Consider the following 8,316-nt stretch of genomic DNA (forward strand, 5'->3'; position numbering starts at 1 on the left):
TTTAGACTATTAAAGAAAGAGTAAAAATGTGACGATGTAAAAGAGTCAATGTTTTGGTGAATCGCTACTCGTTCCTATCTACAATAACACTTGAAATTCCTAACAATAATAATAAAACAACGCCCAGAAAAGTGATATTAGACCATTGTAACCTTGTATCAAAAAGCTGAAAGAAAAAAGTAAAAACAGGAATAAAACACAATGACATCATTACAAAGAAAGGTGTGCAATATTGAATTCCTTTTTGTAATAAATACATAGGAACTAATACACCAAGTAAAGTCATTAGTAATATCCAACCTATATTTCCAATCAAATAATCTAATATTACGTCATATGTAGCAATTAATGATAAAAGAATAATGCCATAAAACCTCTTAGATAATATCATTGAGCTAGTCCAACCTAGTTCACTTAACTGTTTTGAATAAAGTGTACAAAGAACAGCACCTAACCCACATATTATACTAGCTAGAATACCTAATAAACTAAATTTACTCCAAGTTATCAATGCAGACTTCCCAGCAAATATTGCATAAATTAATATGAGACAAGCCACTAAAGTACCTATAGCAATACTTACTTTAGCTACGTTTATATGATGTTTTTGCTTAATTGCTAATAATATAACAAATAAAGGACCTAACCCCATTTCCAGTGAGCTTACAATCGCTGGTTCAATATATTTTAATGCAAAATAAAATCCCATAAAAGCTAAAACAGATGCAGAATTTAATTTTAATAAAATTGGGGTAGCAGCTTTATTCCATTTCATTGATGACTGCTGCTTAATTGAAAAAAATTGGAAATATAATGTTGTGATAAAAAAGCTAATACCTGTAAAAAGAAATGGGTGTACAGCTTGCACACGATTTGCATAATAAACTTGACTAACAGAAGTTAAAATTGCCGAAAGAATTAAAGATAATACACCAATTGCATGTAAATTATGTTTACGTTGAAGTGTAAGTTCCATATGAGGCCTCCTTTTAATTTACCAAAATTATAATTAATTATAATTCTAACTAAAATCTTAAATAATCTGTATTTTCTATATTTATTTAATATTTAGATATTTGATAATGTTATTACGGACTAACAATTTAGTCAAGATATAGAATTTCAGTATTATATTCACATATATAATTATTTGAAAAAATTTTTGAAAAATAGTATTTTTTGTTAAAAAATTAAATTGGCTGTGGTAGGCGGCGGGGCTAGTTGCATTGCTTTTGTCTACTCACTTGAAAGAAAACTAAGAAAAAATGTAGATAATTTAAAGTTAATAATTGATATTTACGAACCGAACGAAGATCTAGGGAGAGGGAATGCCTATTTACGTGAACCTGAATTTATTCGTTTAAATCGACCGCCAGAAAATATGTCTATAGATGTAAACGACCCAACCCATTTTTTAGATTGGATTAAAAACCGACCTTTAATTTATAAAAAATATAAGGAAAGTGAATTTATTGCTAGAAAAATTTTTGGTGATTATCTGAAATCTGTTTTTGAGGATAAATGTTGTAAATTCAGCAAGCTTGCTTTCAACAGTAATGGTTCCGTTATGCATATCGATGATTTTCTTTACAATAGACAATCCTAAGCCACTTCCGCCATTCTCAGCTGTCCTTGATAGGTCAGCCTTATAAAATCGCTCGAATATATGCTTTTGTTGTTCCGGTGTTAAACCGATTCCGTTATCACGAATGACAATAGCGATCGTATCCATTTGTTTTGTCACTGATATTGTAATGGTGCCAGCAGCTGGCGTGAATTTAATGCTGTTGCTTAGTAAATTCATCCATACTTGATTCATTAAATCTTCATCAGCCATTAGCGAAATGTTTTCTAATTGCAAATCTATGTCGATGTTTTTTACTAGCCAATTTGGTTCCAGTGCTAGTACGACATTACGCAATTGCTTATCAAGTCGGTAATGCCTTGGCTCGAAGGGGTGGTGTTGTGATTCTAACGACGTTAGCTTTAGTAAATTGTCACTAATTTTTGATAGTCGATTACTTTCCATCTCAATGATTGTTAAATAATGCTGTCGCTTATCTTCAGGGAGGTCCATGTTTTTCAATGCTTTAGCAAAGCCATTAATAGTTGTTAGAGGCGACTGAATTTCATGAGATACATTCGAGATAAATTCTTGGCGCATTCTTTCCATTTCACCTAATTCAACTGCCATATGGTTGATGCCATGTATTAATTGACCAAATTGATCTTCATCTGTTTTCATATCTAATTTGACAGTAAAATCACCTTTAGCAATCCGGCTTAATGCATCTACAATCGTATTCCAATAGTTTCGTTGTTTATTTACTCCAATTAAAAAGAGGATAATAATAGAGCAAGCAAAGAGAACAAAAACACCAACTACGGTCCATAATTGAAGCCAGAAACCTTGTGGGTGTTTGCCTAACCAATCATAAATCCACGACGTTATGTGGAAGGAAATAAAAGCAAATATGATGTTACTGATAAGAAGAAGCATTAAAGTTAAAAAAAGCTTTAAAAAGAACTTTCGTCTTCTCATGGTTCCAGTTCCAATCGATAGCCAAGGCCACGAATTGTGCGAATAACAAACCCACTTGTTTCTTGTGGGAAACGTTGACGAAGTCTTTTAATGTGAACATCGACTGTACGTTCATCACCTTCATAGTCATATCCCCAAATTTCTTCAATTAGCTGTTCACGTGAAAAAGTTTTCCCCGCATAGCTTGCTAAAACAAACAATAGTTCAAATTCCTTTAAACGGAGTGTTAACGATTTACCATTATATACGACTTCATGTGTATTGCGATTTAACTTTACATTGCCAGCTTCCACAAGTTGAGATAGGGAAATACGGTATCTTTTAAGTATTGATTTAACACGGACGATGAGCTCTGCTGGCTCAAATGGTTTAACAAGGTAATCATCCGTTCCAAGATGAAAGCCCTTTACCTTTTGTGAAGTTTCTCCTTTTGCGGTTAGCATCAGGATAGGTAAATCATTATTAAAGGAACGTATCTCTTCGCATAATTCCCAGCCATTCATTTTCGGCATCATAATGTCCAATAGAACCATATCCACCTTATCAGAAGCTAATTTGGACAGTGCATCCACACCGTCCGTAGCCTCAATAACCTCTAATCCTTCATTTTGCAAAAATACTTTTACTAATTCTCGAATATGTGCATCATCATCTACAACTAAAATTGTCGTCATGCTAACAAATCCCTTCGTCATTCCTCTTTAATGCGTAGTTGTTGCTTGGCAAACTCTCGATACATTTCATGCGTCTCAAAAAGCGTATCATGTGTGCCGCTACCCGTAATATGTCCTTTCTCTACAAAAAGTATTTGATCGGCATCTACTACTGTTGAGAGTCGGTGGGCAATCACGAGAGTTGTTCTACCTTGCATTAAATTATCCAATGCTTTTTGAACATAGATCTCTGATTTACTATCCAAACTTGACGTTGCCTCATCAAGCATTAATATTTGAGGGTTTCGTAATAGTGCTCTGGCGATGGAAATTCGTTGTCGTTGACCGCCAGAAAGCTTAATGCCTCGTTCTCCGACTTCTGTCTCAAATTGATCTGGCAGTTCGTTGATAAATTGATCGGCATAGGCCATTTTGGCAACTCTTTCAAGTTCTTCATCCTGTACCTCTCTATCAATGCCATAGCAAATATTTTCACGAATCGTACCAGATAGCAGTGCGCTCTCCTGAGCAACATAGCCGATTTGGCTTCTCCAAGAATGTAGGGAGTATGTGTCGATAGGGGTATCTCCGAGTGTAATACTTCCGTTAGTAGGCTGATAATATCTCTCTAACAGAGAAAATGTTGTTGTTTTTCCTCCGCCACTAGGTCCAACGATGGCCGTAACTTTACCTGGTTCAATTGTGAAATTGATATTCGATAAAATCAGTTCTTCTCCATAAGCAAAGTCAACATTTTTTACATAAATCGGCTGATCCACTTTTTCTAACGTTTTTCCTTCGAAAATATTTTCCTCTTTATGCTCAAGTAATGCACTGATTCGCTCTGTAGCACCCATCGCTTTTTGTAGCTGTGTAAAGAACATCGTTAATTGGGTCATCGGCATGATGATTTGGATTAAATATAAAATAAATGCCACCATGTCGCCAGCTGTAAGCTCTCCTGAAGAAACTCGTACACCACCATAACCAATAATGGCCACAAGGACTGACATTAATACAAACGAAACAAGCGGCGAAATAAGTGCATGGATTTTAGCTTCTTTTAAGCCAAACTTAAAGAGGTTGGTAATTCCTTTTTTGCCACGATCATATTCTATATTCTCGGCATTTGAAGCCTTTACTAATCGTGTTTCAGGTAAAACTTGATTTAGCACTGCCGTAAATTTTGCCGTCTCATCTTGCATTCCTTTTGAAATGACAAACATACGTCTTCCTAACAGCATCAAAATAACCATAGCAAGCGGAACAGCAATCAGCATCACTAAAGTCATTTTCCAATCTAAGATTAATAGAATGATGACTGATCCAATAATAGAAATAACACCTGATAAACAGTTTGCAAGATGCTCTGTAATAAGTTCCTTGACAACAGCTGTGTCATTTGTAACACGACTTAATGTTTCACCTGTATCATTCTCATCATAATAAGGAATTGGTAAATGAAGTAGCTTTCTCCAAAGCCGTTCTCTTAAATTCGCGACAACATGATGTCCGACACGATTTAAATAATAAATAGAAAGCCCGCTCGCGATTGCCTGCGCGATAAAAGCAATACCTAATAAAATAATTTGCCAATAATCAAGGGATTCTAATGAAAAGCCGTCCACTAATTTTTTCGTAAATAACGGAACGATAAATCCAACACCGGTCGTTGCTAAACTCATAATTAATGAGATTATTAAAAGCCATATCGGTGGTTCAGCTTGTTTGACTAAACGAACAAAGCGCCGCCAATCCTTTAGTTTTGTGTTATCTTTTGATGCCTCCTGCAAAGTAAATCCTCCTTCAATTTCATCAACAATAAAATATGAATCTTATATGTTACTAACTATAGCATGCCTATATGAACTGAATATGAAATGAGGTGGGATGAGATGAGATGATAAGGAAAAGGTTACTCAAATTTCTGAGTAACCTTTTTGTGTGTCTATAGTGTGCTTATTCAAGAGCATTTTAAAGTTCAGCGCAAGAAAAGAAGTATGGTATAAGATAAACTGCACGTAAAAGCCCGATTGGTGAAGACTAATAATCAGTATGGGGAGGGGATTAAGTTTCACTTTATTTGCTGGTGCTTCTGATTACCAAGTTTAATCTGAATGAGGATCATGGCAATGACGATGACCACCATGCCAATAATTGCGGCTGTAAAGTTACCTGTATAATCTCGTACAAGACCAACAAATAATGGGCCAAGTGCGGCAAAAACGAAGCCAACCGATTGAGTCATAGCTGCCAAGATACTTGCTTCCTTGATGTTTTTGGCTTCGTCAATTGGTAATGTTAATCCTAATGAGAATAAGCCACCTGCACCGATGCCAATGAGAAGACTGCTTAGCCAAGGGTTAACGGAAAATAGTAGCAAAAATAGGCCGATTAATTCTAACGATGAACAACCCACTAACCATACAGCTCTATGCTGTAAACGATTATTTAAAATCGGTACTAAAAAAGTTGCAGGCATTTGGGCAACCGTTAATAGTGTCAACATCATGCCAGCCTGTTGTTTACTATAGCCCATATCTTCTACTATAGGTGGCAACCAAGCCATGATTGTATAAAACATGAAAGCCATTAAGCCAAAAAAAACAGTTAGTAGCCAAGCTTTTTGATCTGTTAAAAGTTGCTTTAAATTATTATCAGCGCTTGAAGTATCTGAGACAGTGTTAGTGACTGGCATTTTCTCAATTGGTTTCCACCAAAAGAAAACAGCGATGACAGCAAGAATAGCCCATGATGCAGCAGATGCTTGCCATGTATGAAAAAGGGAGCTTAAAGGTATGGAAAGCCCTGAGCCAAGTGAAGCGCCTACAACTAATGCTAACGAATAAATGCCGACAACACGGGAAGGATTCGTGAAATTTTGTTTAATAAATCCTGATAGTAAAGGTCCTGCAATAGCGATGCCAATTCCAGCAAGAAAGGCTGTTAACAGCATTACCCATGCATAGTAGGCAAAAAATCTTGCAGCTGTTGCCAGTCCAATAAGAATAAGTGAGTAAGCAATGGCTCGTTCGATGCTAAAGCGATTGGCAAGTTTTATGGCAAAAGGTGCAAATAGGCCCATGCATAGTACCGCTAATGAGGTTAATAAACTGGAAGAAGCGGCACTCATGTGTAATGACTCCCGAATGGTTCCTAACAAAGGTGAAACGGAAGTTATCGCGGGTCGTAAATTAAAGGAAGTTAAAATTATAGCAATAATTGGTATAATCGTATGTTTTACATTCATTCTCTTTCAACTCCATCTATAGCTAATAATAATTACAAATTGAAGTCTATAACAATACAAATGATTGAACAATACTATTATTACTATTATGATGATAGCTACAAACTATGATAGGTCGTGATATATTGGAAATTCGTCATCTTCACTATTTTATGGCTGTTTGTGAGGAGTTACATTTTACAAAAGCTGCTGAAAAACTTGGTATTTCCCAGCCGACTCTAAGTCAGCAAATTCGTGTGCTTGAAGACGAAGTTGGTATGCCACTGTTTGATCGGATTGGCAAAAAAATTGTACTCACTGAGGCAGGCTCAGTGCTGTTAAGTTATGGAACAGAAATATTAGATACATTGCAAAATGTCAAAGACGCCATTAAAGATTTACAGAATATGAAAAGTGGTCATATAAGAATAGGAATTATGCCATCAGATTTAGACTATCGAATTACACAGCTTGTCATCGATTTTCACCAAAAGTTCCCAAAAGTTAAACTAAAGATTATGTCGTCCATCGAAATTGTGCGACAAGTTCTTGAAAATGAAGTTGATATTGGCATAGGCATTAACGTCCTACCAAATGACCGACTTGTTACGATTCCTTTATGTAGGGAGGAATACGTACTAACTGTATCGAAAGAGCATCCGATGGCAAATCGAGTAAGTATAAACATAGCAGATTTGAAAAATCTACCAGTGATTATGTATCCAGAAGGTTTTTTGGGGTGTAAAATTGTGGAGGAAACTGTAAAAAAACATGGTTTTCAATTAAATTGTGTGCTAGAGACATCTTCAATTACGTCGATCATTAATCTTGTTAAAGCGAACATAGGTGCAACTGTACAGCCCTATCCGTTAATTAAAGAGATGAATGATCCTACCTTGCATATCATACACATTCAAGACGACGCACCAAGCCGCAGTTTGTCGATTATTTACCGAGTAGATCGTTATGTAAGTCAAGCAACAAAAGCGTTAATTGAACAAATTGAAGTTTATTTTCAAGGCTAGTCCGAAAGAGGGCTGGCTTTTTCTAATGTTACAAATAGTGAACGCTCTGGGTAAGTAGATATACTGCACCAAGAGTATAGGAAAATAAATAAAAATAGAGGTTCCTTTTTTTTGGAGATATATCATATAATATTCGTAAACCGACAGTCGGTCTATATGGGTGGAGGTTCTGAATAGGCAATCGAACGATGCACTTTCATAACATAATTTTAGATCTGCAATGATTGGTTAATTTACCTACAAAGATTAGTCGCACTGGAAATTATGTATCAATTATCGTGGGTCTCTTGTTGCTAATAATGTCTTGGAGCGCGCAAATTGAGTGGCTCATTTGGTTAAGTACTATAAGTATTTTTAGTAATGTCCTTCTTCTTACAATACAAAAAAATAATTTATTTTCAGGCGTGTTGATTGGGGAAAAATAGGATTATTATTGAGCGATAATAGGATTTTTTGTTGCTAGTTTGCTAATATATTCCCATTTTAACTGATTGTAGCGTAGGGCTTCTCGACTCCCTCGGGAAAGCGAGTAGCCCGTAGCGGAGATCAGAGCCTTCTAATTAGGGTGGATAAAAATGGTTAATCAACACACCTGATTTATTTTCTTAGTCATTGTAATATACACATTCAAGATGGGCGTGAATGTGAGTTACTTTAATAATTCTCAAAGGAAGGGGTCTAATGAATGGAATCACAGATTAAAAGAAAAGGCTTTTCAAAAGATTTTATCCTTATGGTGATTGGACAAATTATTTCTATTTTAGGATCTGCTCTTTTAAGGTTTGCCTTATCACAGAAGTGAGCTTCAGGAAGCCCACTTCTTCAGAGGTGGGAGGAATGAAGTGCTTTTTCTTTATAGAACATATG

At 35.8% G+C, this 8,316-nt stretch carries 6 protein-coding genes; 1 reads left to right on the forward strand and 5 read right to left on the reverse strand.

Annotation, left to right across the window (positions count from 1 at the left end; translation table 11 throughout):
- Positions 1–64: 64 nt before the first annotated feature.
- The 5 genes from AN161_RS15940 to AN161_RS15960 all read right to left on the reverse strand — a co-directional run bounded on the left by AN161_RS15940 (position 65) and on the right by AN161_RS15960 (position 6,445).
- Positions 65–976 (reverse strand): DMT family transporter, encoded by a 912-nt coding sequence (locus tag AN161_RS15940; protein WP_053595335.1) that lies wholly within the window; start codon positions 974–976, stop codon positions 65–67.
- Positions 977–1,438: 462 nt separating this feature from the next.
- Positions 1,439–2,542: a HAMP domain-containing sensor histidine kinase gene (locus AN161_RS15945; RefSeq protein ID WP_053595336.1), complete on the reverse strand. Its 1,104-nt coding sequence runs from the start codon at positions 2,540–2,542 to the stop codon at positions 1,439–1,441.
- The gene (locus tag AN161_RS15950; protein ID WP_053595341.1) at positions 2,539–3,216 is read right to left on the reverse strand and encodes a response regulator transcription factor; all 678 of its coding nucleotides are present in this window, start codon (positions 3,214–3,216) and stop codon (positions 2,539–2,541) included. The genes AN161_RS15945 and AN161_RS15950 overlap by 4 nt, the downstream gene beginning before the upstream one ends.
- Before the next feature lie 17 nt (positions 3,217–3,233).
- A complete protein-coding gene (locus tag AN161_RS15955; RefSeq protein ID WP_053595337.1) occupies positions 3,234–4,988 on the reverse strand; it encodes an ABC transporter ATP-binding protein in 1,755 nt (584 codons plus the stop codon).
- 281 nt (positions 4,989–5,269) lie between these two features.
- Positions 5,270–6,445, reverse strand: coding sequence for an MFS transporter (locus tag AN161_RS15960; RefSeq protein ID WP_053595338.1), 1,176 nt, complete (start codon positions 6,443–6,445; stop codon positions 5,270–5,272).
- 125 nt (positions 6,446–6,570) lie between these two features.
- Here AN161_RS15960 and AN161_RS15965 point away from each other — a divergent pair, with 125 nt between their 5' ends.
- The gene (locus tag AN161_RS15965; RefSeq protein ID WP_053595339.1) at positions 6,571–7,449 is read left to right on the forward strand and encodes a LysR family transcriptional regulator; all 879 of its coding nucleotides are present in this window, start codon (positions 6,571–6,573) and stop codon (positions 7,447–7,449) included.
- Positions 7,450–8,316 lie beyond the last annotated feature (867 nt).

This window comes from Lysinibacillus sp. FJAT-14222 (assembly GCF_001278875.1).
In the GTDB taxonomy this organism is placed as follows: Bacteria; Bacillota; Bacilli; order Bacillales_A; family Planococcaceae; genus Lysinibacillus; species Lysinibacillus agricola.